The 14550-nt window shown below is 73.8% G+C and carries 13 protein-coding genes; 5 read left to right on the top strand and 8 right to left on the bottom strand.

Features of this window, described 5'->3' with window-relative positions:
* Nucleotides 1-132 precede the first annotated feature (132 nt).
* Nucleotides 133-978 (top strand): HEAT repeat domain-containing protein, encoded by an 846-nt coding sequence (locus HAV39_RS01125; RefSeq protein ID WP_191837252.1) that lies wholly within the window; start codon nucleotides 133-135, stop codon nucleotides 976-978.
* A gap of 42 nt (nucleotides 979-1020) precedes the next feature.
* Here HAV39_RS01125 and HAV39_RS01120 read toward each other — a convergent pair whose 3' ends face one another.
* From HAV39_RS01120 to HAV39_RS01105, 4 genes are all read right to left on the bottom strand, one after another.
* Nucleotides 1021-2781 carry an ABC transporter ATP-binding protein gene (locus HAV39_RS01120; protein ID WP_191837251.1) on the bottom strand — a complete coding sequence of 587 codons (1761 nt, stop codon included), beginning with the start codon at nucleotides 2779-2781 and terminating at the stop codon, nucleotides 1021-1023.
* Between the two features lie 20 nt (nucleotides 2782-2801).
* On the bottom strand, nucleotides 2802-4598 hold the full coding sequence (locus tag HAV39_RS01115) for an ABC transporter ATP-binding protein (RefSeq protein ID WP_191837250.1): 1797 nt from the start codon (nucleotides 4596-4598) through the stop codon (nucleotides 2802-2804).
* 148 nt (nucleotides 4599-4746) lie between these two features.
* Nucleotides 4747-5940 carry an ArgE/DapE family deacylase gene (locus tag HAV39_RS01110; RefSeq protein WP_191837249.1) on the bottom strand — a complete coding sequence of 398 codons (1194 nt, stop codon included), beginning with the start codon at nucleotides 5938-5940 and terminating at the stop codon, nucleotides 4747-4749.
* Entirely contained in the window at nucleotides 5937-6890 is a 954-nt protein-coding gene (locus tag HAV39_RS01105) for a methionyl-tRNA formyltransferase (protein WP_191837248.1), read from the bottom strand. Before HAV39_RS01105 ends, HAV39_RS01110 begins: the two co-directional genes overlap by 4 nt.
* A 125-nt stretch (nucleotides 6891-7015) precedes the next feature.
* On the opposite strand from HAV39_RS01105, the gene HAV39_RS42465 reads away from it, so the two are divergent.
* Nucleotides 7016-7159: a SidA/IucD/PvdA family monooxygenase gene (locus tag HAV39_RS42465; RefSeq protein WP_191837247.1), complete on the top strand. Its 144-nt coding sequence runs from the start codon at nucleotides 7016-7018 to the stop codon at nucleotides 7157-7159.
* Between the two features lie 40 nt (nucleotides 7160-7199).
* The gene (locus tag HAV39_RS01095) at nucleotides 7200-7646 is read left to right on the top strand and encodes a hypothetical protein (protein ID WP_191837246.1); all 447 of its coding nucleotides are present in this window, start codon (nucleotides 7200-7202) and stop codon (nucleotides 7644-7646) included.
* Nucleotides 7647-7723: 77 nt separating this feature from the next.
* On the opposite strand, the gene HAV39_RS01090 is transcribed toward HAV39_RS01095, so the two are convergent.
* The 3 genes from HAV39_RS01090 to HAV39_RS01080 form a co-directional block, all read right to left on the bottom strand.
* A complete protein-coding gene (locus HAV39_RS01090) occupies nucleotides 7724-8548 on the bottom strand; it encodes an ABC transporter ATP-binding protein (protein ID WP_203736450.1) in 825 nt (274 codons plus the stop codon).
* A 17-nt stretch (nucleotides 8549-8565) separates the two neighbouring features.
* On the bottom strand, nucleotides 8566-9585 hold the full coding sequence (locus HAV39_RS01085; RefSeq protein ID WP_308440901.1) for a FecCD family ABC transporter permease: 1020 nt from the start codon (nucleotides 9583-9585) through the stop codon (nucleotides 8566-8568).
* Nucleotides 9586-9716: 131 nt separating this feature from the next.
* Nucleotides 9717-10775 (bottom strand): FecCD family ABC transporter permease, encoded by a 1059-nt coding sequence (locus tag HAV39_RS01080; protein ID WP_191837244.1) that lies wholly within the window; start codon nucleotides 10773-10775, stop codon nucleotides 9717-9719.
* A 107-nt stretch (nucleotides 10776-10882) separates the two neighbouring features.
* Here HAV39_RS01080 and HAV39_RS01075 point away from each other — a divergent pair, with 107 nt between their 5' ends.
* Together HAV39_RS01075 and HAV39_RS01070 are read left to right on the top strand one after the other, a co-directional pair.
* Nucleotides 10883-11938 carry an iron-siderophore ABC transporter substrate-binding protein gene (locus HAV39_RS01075; RefSeq protein ID WP_191837243.1) on the top strand — a complete coding sequence of 352 codons (1056 nt, stop codon included), beginning with the start codon at nucleotides 10883-10885 and terminating at the stop codon, nucleotides 11936-11938.
* 89 nt (nucleotides 11939-12027) lie between these two features.
* Nucleotides 12028-12999, top strand: coding sequence for a DNA polymerase domain-containing protein (locus tag HAV39_RS01070; protein ID WP_191837242.1), 972 nt, complete (start codon nucleotides 12028-12030; stop codon nucleotides 12997-12999).
* Nucleotides 13000-13096: 97 nt separating this feature from the next.
* Here HAV39_RS01070 and HAV39_RS01065 read toward each other — a convergent pair whose 3' ends face one another.
* Nucleotides 13097-14272: a metallophosphoesterase gene (locus tag HAV39_RS01065; protein ID WP_223124388.1), complete on the bottom strand. Its 1176-nt coding sequence runs from the start codon at nucleotides 14270-14272 to the stop codon at nucleotides 13097-13099.
* Between the last annotated feature and the right edge of the window lie 278 nt (nucleotides 14273-14550).

The raw sequence follows: 14550 nt of genomic DNA, 5'->3' as shown, positions 1-14550 counted from the left end.
CAGGTGATCCAGTGACGTGGCCGTGGCGTCGGGCAGCGGTGCGCATCCGCCCGCCCGATCCCGATGAACCCGTCGACGGACGCGGACGGCACCGACTGCACCGCCGGGAGCAGCGGGGACTACCGTTGCCGGGTGGACCCTGATCAGCGCGCACTCAAGGACGGCGACCTCGACACGCGTGAGGAGCACCTGTACCGCCTCCTCGACCGCGCGAAGGCGGACGGCGACGCATCCGCGCTGGCCGCACTGCGCGCCCTCGTGCGCGACTACCCGAACTACCACCGCTCGCTCTACAGCCGGGCGATGAACCAGGCCGAGGTCTTCGTCGACGCGTCGCTGGCCGAGCCGCTGCTCGCCGCGCTGGCCGACACCCGCTACAACTGCCAGGCCTGGGCGGCGATGGGCTGCGCCGCGCTGCGCCTGCCCGAGGCGGTGCCCGGCCTGGTGGCGTTGCTGGAACGTGGCGACTGGATGGCCCAGGAGCAGGCCGTACGCGCGCTGGGCAGCATCGGCGACGAGTCCGCGGTGCCCGCACTGGTCCCGGCGCTGTGGTCCGAGCCCGAGTGGCTGCGCGAGCGCGCCGCCGACGCGCTGGCCTCGATCGGCGGCGAGGAGGCGCTGACGGCCCTGTGGGAGGCGTTCGAGCACCGGGGCTTCACCCGGATCGGCTACGTCGCCAGCGCGCTGTCGAAGTTCACGCCCGACGTCATCCCGAGGCTGCTCGCCGCAGCCGACGACGACGACCCGGACCTGCGCTACTGGGCCGCCGTCGCGCTCGGCTCGACCGGTGACCCGAGCGTGGTGCCGACGCTGGAGCGCCTCATGGACCAGGACAAGGGCCAGACGGTGTTCGACGGCTGGGTCAGCGTCGCGGCGAAGAAGGCCCTGCGCACCCAGCGCCGCATCCAGGCCGCGATCGCGGCCCGGTCCGGCGAGGACGGTGGACAGTCCGACGGCGACGAGGCCCCGCCCCGGTAGCCGGCGAGAGCCCGCAGCAGGCAAGCTGCGGGCTCGGCGTGGTCATGAGTCGCGGCGGCCGGACCAGGCGCGCCACAGTTCGGCGTAGCGGCCGTCGGGGATCTCGCGCAGCTCGTCGTGGGAGCCGCTCTCCACGATGCGGCCCTCGTCGAGCACCACCACCCGGTCGGCGAGCGCCGCCTGGGTGAGCCGGTGCGCGACCAGCAGGCCGGTGCGCCCGTGCAGCGCGGCGACGACCGACGCCTCCAGCACCCGGGCGCCGGCGCTACCCGCCTCGGCGGTGGCCTCGTCCAGCACGGCCACGGCCGGGTCGGCCAGCACCAAGCGGGCCAGGGCGAGCTGCTGCGCCTGGGCGGCAGTGAGCCGGTGCCCGCCCTCACCGACCACGGTGGACAGCCCGTCCGGCAGCGCGGTCACCCACTCCGCCGCGCCGACCCGCTCCAGCGCGGCGGTCAGGTCGGCGTCGGCGGCGTCGGGGCGGGCTAGGCGCAGGTCCTCGGCGAGCGTGCCCGCGAAGACGTACACCTCTTGCGTGATCAGCGCGACGGCCCGGCGGCCGGCCGGGTCGAGGTCGCCGATGCCGACCCCGCCGACCCGGATGCTGCCCGACGTCGGCTCGTGCACGCCCGCGAACAGCCCGGCCAGGGTGCTCTTGCCGGCGCCGCTCGCGCCGACCAGGGCCACCCGCTGCCCGGCGGGCACCGCGATGGTGACGGCGTGCAGCACCGGACGGTCCGCGGTGTACGCATGGCTCACCGCGTCGGCGTGCAGGGACGCGTCGGCCGGCGTACGCGGCGCGGGCGGCGCCACCGGCTCGGGCAGGTCGGCGACGCCGACGATGCGGACCAGCGCGGCCGTCGCCGACTGCACGTCGTCGATCAGCCCGAGCGCGATGTTGACGGGCGTGAACAGGTTGTGGAAGTACAGCGCCGCGGCCGTGGCCGCGCCGATGGTGACCTCGCCCGAGCGCACCAGCAGGAAGCCGGTGGCCAGCACCGCGGACAGGCCGATGAACTCGGCCAGGTTGAGCCGGGCGTAGAAGCGGGTGACCAGGTTGACCCCGCGCATGGTCAGGTCGACGGCGTCCTGCGAGCGCCCGGTGACCCGGCCCAGGTGCTGCTCGCGGCGGCGCAGCGCGCGGACCGTCGGCGCGCCGCCGATGGTCTCCAGGAGCTGCTGCTGCTGGGCGCCGACGGCGATGCGCTGGCGGGCGTACAGGGGCAGGGCCCGGCCGCCGTACCACCAGACGGTGTACAGCTGCACGGGTGCGGCCAGCAGCGCCGCGACCATGAAGCGCCAGTCGAGCACGGCCAGCCCGGCCAGGGTGAGGCCGATCGCCAGCAGCGACCGGGCCAGCTCGGGCAGGCCGGAGCGGACGACGGAGGCGACCGCGTTGAGGTCGTTGCCGGCGCGGGAGGTCAGGTCACCCGAGCCGGCCCGCTCGACCTGCCCGAGCGGCAGCCGCAGCGCCCGGTCGAGGAAACGTTCCCGCAGCTCGGCCAGGGCCCCTTCGCCGAGCCGGGCGATCAGGGTGAGGCCGTACGCGGTGGCGGCTCCGGACAGGACGGCGATCACGGCGAGGGCGACGACCGGGGTGGTGATCGCGGACGCGGGCGCGCCGGTGGTGACGAGGTCGACGACGTGGCCGAGCAGCGGCGCGACGGCGAGCCCGACGGCGGTGGCGGCGGTCAGCACGAACAGCCCGGCCGCGGCCAGCCGGCGACGCGGCCGCAGCAGCGCGCGCAGCGCCGTGACGGCCTGCCGGCCGGTGGCCGTGGGCAGCAGTTCCCGCTGCTCGGTCATGGGGGTCGCCTCCCGGCCGGTCATACCAGCACCGTCGCGCGGTAGCCGGTGTGCTCGCGCACTAGTTGCTCGTGGGTGCCGGACGCGGTCAGCGCGCCGTCGGCCACGAAGTGGACGGTGTCGGCGGCGGCCAGCAGCGCCGGGCTGGTGGTGATGACGATCGTGGTGCGCCCGGCGCGCAGGCGGCGTACGCCGTGCACGATGCGCAGCTCGGTGACCGCGTCGACGGCGGTGGTGGGCTCGTGCAGCACCAGCACCGGGGCGTCGGCAGCCAGGGCACGGGCCAGGGCGACGCGCTGGCGCTGCCCGCCCGACAGGGACCGGCCGCGCTCGGCGAGCGCCCCGTCGACGCCGCCGGCCATGGTCGCGGCGACCTCGTCTGCGCCGGAGGCGGCCAGCGCGGCGGTGAGCAGGTCGTCGGCCCCGGCCGAGGCCGCGGCGAGCGAGCCGTCGCCGCCGGACGCGGCCGGGGTGTGCGGCCCTGCCGGACCGGTGCGCTGCTGGGGCAGGCCGCCACGGTCGGCGGTGCTCGCGACCGTCGGGGCCATGACGTTGTCGCGCAGGGTGCCCTCGAACAGTTCGGCGTCGTGGGCGGCGACCAGCAGCGCGGCCCGTACCGCGTCGGGGTCCAGGGTGGACAGGTCGTGGCCGTCCAGGGTGATGGTGCCCGCCTCGGGTTCGCGTTCGCGGCCCAGCAGGTCGACCAGCGTCTCGGCGTGGGCGGGGTCGGCGGTGACGACGCCGACGAGCTGGCCGGCGGCGACGTCGAGGTCGAGGTCGCGCAGCCCGGCGTGCGTCAGGCCGCGTACGGCGAGGCGGCCCGTGATCGGGCCGGGCAGCGGGGCGTCGCCGCCGACGGCGGCGGGGGAGGCCAGCACCTCGGCGATGCGGGCGGCGCTGCCGCGGCCCTGGGCGAGTTCCCCGTTGACCCAGACCAGCATGGACAGCGGCCCGATCAGGTACTGCGCCATGCCGACCGCGGCGATCAGCGCGCCGACGCTGATCGTGCCGTCGGCGGCCAGCCGTCCGCCGACCAGCGCCACGACGGCCAGGAACAGCCCGTTCACGGCGAGCAGGGTGCCGTCGTGCCAGCTCTTGGCGCGGGCGGCGTGCACGGTCGCGGTGAGCGCTGCCCGGCTGCTGAGCCGGTAGCGCTCAGCAGCCGCGCGTTCGGCGCCGATGCCCTTGAGCACGCGCAGGCCGCCGACCATGTCGGCGGCGAGCCCGGCGGTGTGCGCGATGCGGTCCTGCTCCACCTCGCTGCGGCGCTGCAGGGGACGGCCCAGCAGGTGGGCCAGGCCCATCATGAGCGGGGTGCCGAGCAGCACCAGCAGGCCGAGCGGCAGCGACACCCGCAGCAGCGCGACCGCGCCGACGGCCAGGCCCAGGACGCCGGCCACGCCGAGGGGCAGGGCGAGCGCGACCATGCCGACGCGTCCGGCGTCGCTGGTGGCGACGCTGGCCAGCGCGCCCGGCAGCCGGCCGGCGTCCGCCCCGCCGCGCCGGTCGAGGACCCGGTCGGTCAGGCGTACCCGCAGCACGTGTCCTGCCTGCTCGGCGGCGCGTTCGCCGAGCCGCGCGCCGAAGCGGAAGCTGAACGACAGGGTGACGAACACCGCCCCGAGCACGGCGAGCCATACCAGCAGCTCGGAGCTGGAGCCGGTGCCGACGGCGCGGTCCACCACCACGCCGATCACCACCGGCACCATGGCCTCGCCCGCCTGGTGGCCGGTGCTGAGCAGCGCGCTGCCGGTGATGCGGCCCGCCTGGCCGCGCAGGGCTTCGCGCAGGACGCGACCGCCGGTCAGCTGTGGCATGTCCCCTCCTGGGGGTCGGTGTGTCGGGGCGGCAGGTCGAACCGCCTTGCGTGCGGGCGATGATCGGTGCCCGGAACGGCGTGTGCGCCCGCCACCGGCAGCAGGCCGGTGCCGGTGCGCCGCCGCGGGCGGGCCGGGTGTGCTTCGGTCAGGCGCAGTGCGCCGCGGCGAGCCGGGTGAGGGTGGCGCGGGCCGCGACCACCTCCGAGACCGGCACGTACTCGTCGGGGGCGTGGGCCAGCTCGATCGAGCCGGGTCCGTACTGGACCGTGGGGATGCCCGCCCCGGCGAGCAGCCGCAGGTCGCTGCCGTATGGCGCGCCCCACTGCTCGGGCGTGACCCCGGTGGCCCCGACGACGGCCGCGGTGAACGCCGGGTCGGGGTTGCGGCCGGGCAGGAACTGCCCACCCCACCACTCGACGGTGACCGGGTGCTCGGCCAGCCACGGGTCCGCGGCGCACGCCTTGCCGACGGCCGCTTCGAGCGCCGCCTTGGCCTGCTGCGCGGACTCGCCGAGGGCGACGCCGAAGCGGCCCTCGGCGACCAGCACATCGGGCACCGACGACGACCAGTCGCCCGCGTGCACGGTGCCGATCTCCAGCGCGTACGGCACGTCCCAGCGCTTCATCAGCGGGTCGACGTCGCGGTTGCGGGCCGCCTCCAGTTCCCGCAGCGCGGTGAAGACGGGCAGGAACTTCTCCACCGCGCTGACGCCCGCGGTGCGCCGGGACGCGTGCGCCGACACACCCGGCACGCGCAGCCGGAACGTCAGCGCGCCCGCGTTGGCGGGCACCACGGCCAGGCCGGTGGGCTCCGGGATGACGCACGCGTCGGCCCGCCACCCCCGGTCCAGCAGGCCGTACGTGCCCAGCCCGCCGTCCTCCTCACCGGCCACGCACGCGATCAGCACGTCGCCGCGGGGACGGTCGCGCTTCAGCTCGCGGACTGCGAGCAGCGCTGCGACCAGGCCGCCCTTCATGTCGCAGGCGCCCCGGCCGTAGAGGCGGTCGCCGTCGACCCGGCCGCTGTACGGGTCGTCCGTCCAGGCGGCGAGGTCACCGGGCGGCACCACGTCGACGTGCCCGTTGAACATCAACGACCGGCCGCCGCCGGTGCCGGGCAGCCGCCCGACCAGCCCGTACGCCCGCTCCCGGGGGACCTCCATGCCGGGGAAGGCCGGCTGGGCGGTCAGCTCCGGCAGCGGCAGCTCCCATAGGTCGACGTCGAGGCCCTCGGCGCGCATCCAGTCGGCCAGCATCGCCTGGATGCCCGCCTCGTGCGGCGAGCCGCCGACGCTCGGGACGCGGACGAGTTCGGACAGCAGCTCGGTCAGTTCGGTCATGACGGGGAGTGTCCCAGGTAACCGCCCATGGTCCGGAACAGCTCGGTGGCCGCCAGCTCGGTGCCGTCGTCGAGGCGTACCCGCTCGATGACCAGGCCCTTGCTCCTGCCGCGCCGGGCATCGGCGCCCGCGACGATGGCGACGCCGTCGCCTTCGCGGTAGAAGATCCGGCCGGGTGTGCCGCCGTAGACGGCCTGCGAGACCGAGGCCTTGAGCACCCGGATGCGCTGACCGCGGTAGTAGGTGTAGGCGTTCGGGTACGGGTCGCACTGGGCGCGGACCAGGCGGTCCAGCTCCTGTGCGGTCCACGTCCAGTCGATGCGCAGGTCCTCGTCGGCGCGCTTGTGGAAGAAACTGGCCTGCGAGCGGTCCTGCGGCGTCCAGTCGGTGCGGCCCGACGCGATCAGGCGCAGCCCGTCGACCGTCAGCGGCCCGAACAGGGCGAGGGTCTTGTGGAACAGGTCGGCGGTGGTGTCGCGCGGCCCGACCGGCACCGAGCGCTGCAGCACGATGTCACCGGCGTCGAGGGTGTCGTCCATCATGTGCGCGGTCACGCCGACCTCGGGCTCGTCGTTGAGCAGCGCCCAGATCAGCGGGGAGAAGCCGGCGTACTTCGGCAGCAGCGAGTCGTGGATGTTGAGGGTGCCGTGCCGGGGCAGGTTGAAGACCTGCGGCGGGATCCAGGTGCGCCAGTTGGTGGCCACGATGACGTCGAGGTCGGCCTCCTTGAGGGCCGCCATCAGCTCCTCGTCGTCGGGGCGCTCGCGGATCAGCACGGGCACGCCGTGCTCGGTGGCGAGGTCGGCCACGGAGTCGCTCCAGATCCGCTCGTACGCGTGGTCGCTCCTGGGATGCGTGACGACGAGGACGACCTCGAGGTCTGGCGCCTCCAGCAGCGCCTGGAGCGTGCGGTGCCCCCAGGTCTGGTAACCGAACATCGCGACCCGCATGGGTGCCCTCCTCTGGACCGGAACACTGAACCGTCGCGGCCCGCTGACGCGAACCGAAAGGCAAGGCTTACCTTGCTAAGGTAACCCTAATGTAATCTTCGGGGGCCGCACACGGAAGGGGTCATATGTCCACGTCGGACGCACATCTCCACGATCTCGCAGGGATCGGCTTCGGCCCTTCCAACCTGGCCCTGGCCATCGCGTTGCGCGAGCTGGACCGTCCGGTGGACGCGGACTTCCTGGAGAAGCAGCAGCGGTTCGAGCAGTGACCTGCTGCGCCGCCTGCCCGGGCTGCGTGACCCGCGCCGCGTGCTGGTCATCGGCGCCGGCCAGTCCGGCGCGGAGGCCGCCGACCACCTGCACCGGACGTTCCCGCAGGCCGAGGTGTGCGCGGTGTTCGCCGAGCTGGCCGAGGAGGCCGACCGGGTGCGGGTCGTGGTGGAGTTCCTGCCCACCGGCGAGCGCACCGTGCTGGAGGCCGACGCCGTGGTCTGCGCGACCGGCTACCGCAGCAGCGACCCGCTGCAGCTGCTCGGCGAGCTGGGCGAGCACTGCGCCCGCCGCGACGACGGTCAGCTGCAGGTCGAGCGCGACTATCGGGTCGCCACCACCGGCGACGTCCGCTGCGGCATCTACGTCCAGGGCCCGACCGAGCACACCCACGGCATCAGCTCGACCCTCCTGTCCAACACCGCCGTCCGCGCCGGCGAGATCGCCCACTCCCTAACCCGACTCACCTCGCCCGCCCTGGCCTGACCCGAGCGGCAACTTTTAAAGACTCGCGGCCTCTGAAGCGCTAGGAGGCCGCGAGTCTTGAAAAGTTGCGACGGGGGCTAGGCGGACGCGATCGGCTGCGGGGGGCGGGTGGTGCGGCGGCGGTGGCGATCGGCGGGTACGACCATCGGGGTGCCCGTCTGGGGGTCGGTGATCACTTGGCTGGCGACGCCGAAGACGTGTTCGACCAGGTCGGCTGTCATCACCGTCTCGGGCGTGCCCTGGGCGACGATCTCGCCGCCGCGCATGACGATCAGGTCGGTGGCGTAGCGGCAGGCCTGGTTGAGGTCGTGCAGCACGGCGACCACGGTGCGGCCCTGCTCGTGCAGCTCGGCGCACAGGTCGAGGACCTCGAACTGGTGCGCCAGGTCCAGGAACGTGGTCGGCTCGTCCAGCAGCAGGATCGGCGTCTGCTGAGCCAGCGCGACGGCCAGCCAGACGCGCTGGCGCTGCCCGCCGGACAGCTCGTCGACGAACCGGTCGGCCAGATCGGACACCTCGGTCACGGCCATCGCGTCGCGCACGGCGGCCTCGTCGTCGGCGGACCACTGGCGCAGCAGACGCTGGTGGGCGAACCGGCCCCGGGCGACGAGGTCCTCGACCACGATCCCGGCGGGCACCACCGGTGACTGGGGCAGCATGCCCAGCTGCTTGGCGACCTGTTTGGAGGGCAGCGAGGCTATCGCCGCGCCGTCCAGGTAGACGGTGCCCGCCTGCGGCTTCAGCACCCGCGCGAGGGCCTTGAGCAGGGTGGATTTGCCGCAGGCGTTGGGGCCGACGATGACCGTGAACGAACCGTCGGCGATCTCGACGCCGAGGTCGCGGGCCACCACCCGGCGGTCGTACGCCAGGGTCAGGTCCTGCGCCCGCAGCCGTGCCTGCATCGCGTGCTCCTTCGTGCTCATCGGCCGCGCCGCCATTCGCGGGCCAGCAGCCAGGTCAGGTAGAGCCCGCCGATCGCGGCGGTGACCACGCCGGCGGGGATGTCGTTGTCGGGCAGCACGCGCTGGGCGGCCCAGTCGCTGCCGGCCAGCAGCGCCGCGCCCATCGCCGCCGCGGGCAGGATGCCCGGCCCGGGGGAGCGGGTCAGCCGCGCGGCGAGCTGCGGCGCGGCCAGCGCCACGAACGCGATCGGACCGGCGGCGGCGGTCGCGCCCGCGGCCAGCCCCACGCTGGCCAGGGCGAGCACGGCCCGGCTGCGCTCGACGCTTACGCCGTGCAGGGTCGCGGTGTCGTCGCCCAGCGCCAGCATGTTCAGGTGGCGGCCGTAGTAGAGGACCACGGGCAGCAGCGCGGCGAGCGTGATCGCGACGATGGTCACCTCGGTCCAGCCACGGCCGCCGAGGCTGCCGATGAGCCAGACCTGCGCGGCGAGCGCCTCGTCGAGGCGGCCCTTCACGATGAGGTACGAGTTCAGCGCCTCCAGCAGCGCGGACACCCCGACGCCCATCAGGATCAGGCGGAACGCCTGGGTGCCGCGCTGGAACGCGAGCAGGTAGATGGCGATCGAGGTGAGTACACAGCCGACGATCGCGCCCAGCGCGACCTGCAGGCCGCTGCCGTCCAGCAGCAGGATCACCACGAGCGCGCCGGTGGCCGCACCGACCGTCATGCCGACGAAGTCGGGGCTGCCCAGCGGGTTGCGGGTCAGGCCCTGGAACACCGCGCCGCTCGCGCCCAGCGCCGCGCCGACCAGCAGCGCCACCAGGGCACGGGGCAGCCGCAGTTCGTGCACGATGAAGTCGGTGCCGGGGTCGCCCTGCCCGACGAGGCTGCGGAGCACGTCGCCGACGGGGATCGGGAAGTCCCCGCTGGACAGGTTGACCACGGCGATCGCGGCCGCCGCGAGCATCAGCACGGCGCCCACGAGCAAGGCGCGGGTCCGAACCCGCAGTGACAGCGTGCCACCCGGGGTGCGCAGTACGAACTGCCGCGCGCGGCGGCGGGAGCGCCCGGTCGACGAGACCGTCGTGGCTGGACGCCGGTCGGTGGCCTGGGCGTCGCTCGTGCTCGCGCTCGACGTGGTGTCCGGCGCAGGTTCGGTGATGATGTTCACAGGGCACCCAGCTTTCGGCGGCGGCACAGGGCGATGAAGACCGGCGCGCCGAGGAACGCGGTGACGATGCCGACCTGCAGTTCCGACGGTGCGGTCAGCACCCGCCCGAGCACGTCCGCGCCCAGCAGCAGGATCGGGCCGAGGACCACGGAGTAGGCGAGGATCCAGCGGTGGTCGGGTCCGGTGACCAGCCGCGCGATGTACGGCACGGCCAGCCCGAGGAACCAGATCGGGCCGCAGGCGGCGGTGGCCGCGCCGCACAGCAGCGTGATCGCGACGACGCCGAGCACGCGGATGCGGCCCGGGTGCGCGCCGAGCGCGGTGGCGGCCCCGTCACCCATGCTCAACGCGTTGAGCCGGCCGCCCAGGGTCAGCGTGAGCAGGACACCGGCGATCAGGAACGGCGCGACGCGCAGCAGGGTGTCGCTGTCGCGATCGGCCAGCGAGCCGACGTCCCAGTGCCGGTAGCGGTCGAACGTGCCGCGGTTGGTGACCAGCACCGCCCAGACCAGCGCGCCGAGCACGGCCGTGATGGACACCCCGGCCAGCACCTGGCGTTCCGGGGTGGGGAAGCGGCCGGACCCGCCGAGGGCGAACACGGCCGTCGCGGTCAGCGCCGCGCCGCCGAAGGCGAACCACACGTACGCGCTGGGCGAGGTCAGGCCGAGGAAGGCGATCGCGACGACGACGCCCGAGGACGCGCCCAGGTTCACCCCGAGCAGGCCGGGCTCGGCCAGCGGGTTGCGGGTGAGCGCCTGCATCAGCGCGCCGGCCAGCCCGAGCGCCGCGCCGACGCCGAGGCCGAGCAGCGTGCGGGGGATACGCAGCTGGTGGACGATGTCCGACTGCGCGGAGCCGTCGTCGTGCCAGAGCACGTGCCACACCGTGTCGAGCGGGATGGTGCGGCTGCCGACCGCGATGCTCAGCGCGAGCACGCAGGCCAGCGCGAGCACGCCGAGCACCAGCCCGGCGCGGCGCCAGGCGTGGCCCGCGCGCGGCGCACGGACCGGCTCGGCCGCGTGCGGCGCGGGCAGCACGCCGGTCGTCTGGGTCATCACCGCTCCTCGTATCAACCCCGTGTTTGAGATTAGGCGAGGCTAACCTATGCTCCTCGCCGGGACCTGCCAGGGGGCGGCTCCCACCAGCACAGAAAGGACCAACCGTGCGGCTTCTCTCTCCCGTCCGTACGCTGACGGCCACCGCCACCGCGGTGATCCTCGGCCTCGGCCTCGCCGCGTGCGGCACCGGCCAGGAGCCGTCCGGCACCTCCGGCAGCCAGGGCGCGACCTCGGCGGCCTTCCCCGTCGCGATCGAGCACAAGTACGGCACCACCGAGCTCAAGGCCCAGCCCAAGCGGGTCGTCGTGGTCGGCCTCGTCGAGCAGGACGCCCTGCTGGCACTGGGCGTCGTGCCGGTCGCCACCACCGAGTGGTTCGGCGGCCACCCCGGTGCGGTCTGGCCCTGGGCGAGCGACGAGCTCGGCTCCGCGGCCAAGCCCGAGGTGCTGACCAACACGGACGGCATCAAGTTCGAGAAGGTCGCCGCGCTGCGCCCCGACCTGATCGTGGGCCTGTACTCGAACCTCACCGCCGAGGACTACGCCACCCTGTCGAAGATCGCGCCGACGCTCGCCCAGCCCAAGGACACCATCGACTACGGCGTCTCCTGGCAGCAGGCCACCCGCATCGTCGGCACCGCCGTCGGGCGCAAGGAGCAGGCCGAGAAGGTCGTCGCCGACGTCGAGGCCGAGTTCGCCGCGGCCAAGGCCGCCAACCCGAAGTTCGCCGGGGCCACCGCGCTCGTCGCGACGCAGTGGGAGGGCTACTACGTTTACGGCGCGCAGGATCCGCGCGGCCGCCTGCTGCAGGACCTCGGCTTCAAGATGCCCGACGGCCTGGACGCGATCACCGGCAAGGAGTTCGGCAAGAGCATCAGCCGGGAGCGCACCGACCTGCTCGACACCGACGTGATGATCTGGCTGGTGGACAAGCACGACGCCGACAAGGCCAAGATCCACGCCGACCCGCTGTACGCCAAGCTCGACGTCAAGACCCAGGCCCGCGAGGTGTTCCTGGAGAACGGCGAGCTGCTCGGCGGCGCCACCTCGTTCATCACCCCGCTGAGCCTGCCGTACCTGCTCGACGGCCTGGTGCCGCAGCTGGCCGCGGCGGTCGACGGCGACCCGGCGACCGAGGTCAAGCGCGCCCCCGCGAAGTGACCCGCTGACGGCGAACGGGGTGGACGGATGTCCACCCCGTTTTCCGTACTCGCGTTGACGCGCGGCCACCGTCGGGTAATGGTGATCACATGCCGAAAGACGGTGAGACCCGCGACGGGGTGGCGCTGACCAACCTCGACCAGCCCCTGTTCGACGAGTCCGGGGCGACCAAACGCGACCTGGTGGACTACCTGGACGCGGTACATGAGCGGATCATCCCCGCGCTGCGGGACCGGGCCCTGTCCGTGATCCGGATCCGCCCCGGTCAGCCGGCGTTCATGCAGAAGAACCTGCCCAAGTACACACCCGACTGGGTGCCGCGGGCCGCGGTCTGGGCCGAGGCGTCGCACCGCGAGGTGACGTACGCCCTGGGCAACGACCGGCGCACGCTGATCTGGTTCGCCAACCAGCGGGCCGTGGAGTATCACGCGGCGCTGTCCCTGGTCGAGTCCCCGCTGTCACCGACCCACCTGATCCTCGACCTCGACCCGCCGGAGGGCGACGACACCTTCGGCAAGGCGGTGCAGGGCGCGCTGCTCGTGCGCCAGGCACTGGCCGACTGCGGGCTCGACGGCGCGGTCAAGACCAGCGGCAGCAAGGGCGTGCACGTGTTCGTGCCGCTCGACGGCAAGGCCGACCCGGAGGAGGTCGCCGCGGCGACCCGGGCCGTGGCCGCCCGTGCCGAACGGCTCGACCCGCAGCTCGCCACCACCGCGTTCATCCGCGAGGACCGGCACGGCAAGGTCTTCCTCGACGCCACCCGCTCCGGAGGCGCGACGGTCGTCGCCGTCTACAGCCCGCGCATCCGGCCCGGCCTGCCGGTGTCCTTCCCGGTGTCCTGGGCGGACCTGGACAGCGTCAAGCCCGCCGACTTCACCATGCGCACCGTGCCCGACCTGGTCGCCAAGACCGACCCGTGGGCCGACCTGATGCCCGCCCCGCAGACCCTGCCCGCCGACCTGATCGCGGAGGGCCACACCATCCCCATCGCCCGCGTCCAGGCCATGCACGAGGGCAAACGCCGCGCCAAAGCCCGCCGTGAAGCCGAAACCGACTCCTGACCCCGCCCCGCCCCGCCCCGCCCCGCGCGGCGCGGCCTTGATCATCGGACTTGCGATCTTGGCCGGCGTGGGCCGTGCGGAGCGGGCGGGACCGGGGTCAGGCGGTGCGGAGGGTGAGTTCGGTGATCTCGCTGGGGGCGAAGACGCGCAGCGGCGGGCCCCAGAAGCCGGTGCCGCGGCTGGTGTAGAGCTGCGTGCGCGCGCCGTGGCGGGACAGGCCCTGCACGGCGGGCTGGTCCAGGCGCACCAGGTAGTGGAACGGCCAGATCTGGCCGCCGTGGGTGTGGCCGGAGATCTGCAGGTCGACGCCGTGCGTGACGGCCGTGTCGATCTGCTTGGGCTGGTGGGCGAGCAGCAGCACCGGCAGGTCGGGGTCGGTCCCGGCGAGGGCGGCCGCGTGGTCCATGGAGTGACCCGTGCGCGAGTGCGACGCGGTGATGTCGTCGACCCCGGCCACGACCAGGCGGTCGCCGCCGCGCTCCACCACCAGGTGGCGGTTGTGCAGGCACTCCCAGCCCAGGTGCTGCATGTGCGCGAGCCAGCCCTCGGCCTCGCCGTAGTACTCGTGGTTGCCGGTCACGTAGGTGCGGGCCAGCTTGGCGCGGATGTCGCCGAGCGGCGCGGCCTGCGCGGTCCGCTGCGCCACGGTGCCGTCGGCGATGTCGCCGGTGTGGCAGACGATGTCGGGGTCCAGCGCGTTGACCGCTCTGGTCACCCCTGCTGACCAGCGGGAGCGCTCGATCGGGCCGTAGTGCGTGTCGGTCAGCAGGACGACCTTCAGGCCGTCGAGGCCCTTGCCCAGCCGGGGCAGGACCACCTCGACGCGGCGCACGCGAGGCACGCGCATGGCTTCGGCGTACCCCCAGAGGACCAGGACCAGGGCGACCACCGCGACCGCGGCGGCGGTGATCCGGGAACGCAGCGGGTCGGCGACGCCACCGAACGCCAGCGCGGCCCGCAGCACGTTGCCGAGCAGCGCCCACACGAACAGCACCCACATCACGCCGAGCGTGGTGTCGGCGATCCGGGACGCCCAGTCCTTGCCGCGGGCGTGGCCCTGGAACATCAGCACGGGGAAGGCCAGCGCCGCCATGGCGAACACGGCGGTGCCGGCGGCTACCACGGGGGTCGGCCAGTGCGTGCCGGCCAGCAGCAGCGTCCACCAGGGCACGCCGAACAGCAGGCCCAGCACGGTGGTCACGGTCAGGCCGAACAGCAGCGGTCGCAGGGACCGCCGTGCCGGGGCGGCCTGTACGGCCTCGCCAGTCGACACGTGTACTCCTTGTTCAATGGTCGGACTGCCAAGCATGCCACGCCTGGACCAATGCCCGCCCGCGTCGACCGATGGGCGCTTTATCCCAATTAGCGCCGTGCGTGCCGGCCGGTGCCCGTCCTCGCATCTGGATCTAGAAGAGTTGTGGTCGCTGGCACGACAGTCGCCGGCACGAGCACAACTCTCCTAGATCCATTTCTGGGTGGCCGAGTGCGGGGTGGGGGAGGGTGCGGGGTAGAACGGTGTCGTGATTATTCGCAGTGGGGTCGGACGGTGGC

The sequence above is a fragment of the Catellatospora chokoriensis genome (assembly GCF_011297315.1).
In the GTDB taxonomy this organism is placed as follows: Bacteria; Actinomycetota; Actinomycetes; order Mycobacteriales; family Micromonosporaceae; genus Catellatospora; species Catellatospora citrea.
Note: the sequence above shows the minus strand (reverse complement) of the source record. Positions and strands in the feature narration are given on the sequence as shown.

Coding starts and splice junctions, on each gene's coding strand:
- HAV39_RS01120 (WP_191837251.1), bottom strand. CDS start 2,781: ATGACCGAGCAGCGGGAACTGCTGCCCACGGCCACCGGCCGGCAGGCC.
- HAV39_RS01115 (WP_191837250.1), bottom strand. CDS start 4,598: ATGCCACAGCTGACCGGCGGTCGCGTCCTGCGCGAAGCCCTGCGCGGC.
- HAV39_RS01080 (WP_191837244.1), bottom strand. CDS start 10,775: ATGACCCAGACGACCGGCGTGCTGCCCGCGCCGCACGCGGCCGAGCCG.
- HAV39_RS01090 (WP_203736450.1), bottom strand. CDS start 8,548: ATGCAGGCACGGCTGCGGGCGCAGGACCTGACCCTGGCGTACGACCGC.
- HAV39_RS42465 (WP_191837247.1), top strand. CDS start 7,016: ATGTCCACGTCGGACGCACATCTCCACGATCTCGCAGGGATCGGCTTC.
- HAV39_RS01110 (WP_191837249.1), bottom strand. CDS start 5,940: ATGACCGAACTGACCGAGCTGCTGTCCGAACTCGTCCGCGTCCCGAGC.
- HAV39_RS01070 (WP_191837242.1), top strand. CDS start 12,028: ATGCCGAAAGACGGTGAGACCCGCGACGGGGTGGCGCTGACCAACCTC.
- HAV39_RS01105 (WP_191837248.1), bottom strand. CDS start 6,890: ATGCGGGTCGCGATGTTCGGTTACCAGACCTGGGGGCACCGCACGCTC.